Source organism: Fibrobacter sp. UBA7003 (assembly GCA_002449765.1).
In the GTDB taxonomy this organism is placed as follows: domain Bacteria; phylum Fibrobacterota; class Fibrobacteria; order Fibrobacterales; family Fibrobacteraceae; genus Fibrobacter.
On the sequence record DJXN01000013.1, the window covers coordinates 261,293 to 261,652 of the forward strand.

General features: G+C 57.5%; 1 protein-coding gene. It reads left to right on the forward strand.

What is annotated here, in order from left to right; all coding sequences use genetic code 11:
• The coding region (locus B2952_RS10750; RefSeq protein WP_290736343.1) for a GDP-mannose 4,6-dehydratase at positions 1-360 on the forward strand (360 nt) is incomplete at both ends.

Below are 360 nucleotides of genomic sequence, written 5' to 3' on the forward strand. Positions count from 1 at the left end.
GCTTCTACCACATCTCTACCGATGAAGTCTATGGCGCTCTCAAGATGAACCACCCGGAAGGCATTACGCCCCCGTTTACCACGACGGCCTCCAGCTCCGAACATCATCTGGCCTACGGCGACGATTTCTTCTACGAGACCACGAAGTACACGCCGCATAGCCCGTATTCTGCATCCAAGGCGGGCTCCGACCACTTTGTGCGCGCGTTCCACGACACCTACGGCATGCCGACGATTGTCACGAACTGCAGCAACAACTACGGTCCGTACCAGTTCCCCGAAAAGCTCATCCCGCTTTTCATCAACAACATCCGCCACAAGAAGCCGCTGCCGGTTTACGGCAAGGGCGAGAACGTGCGCG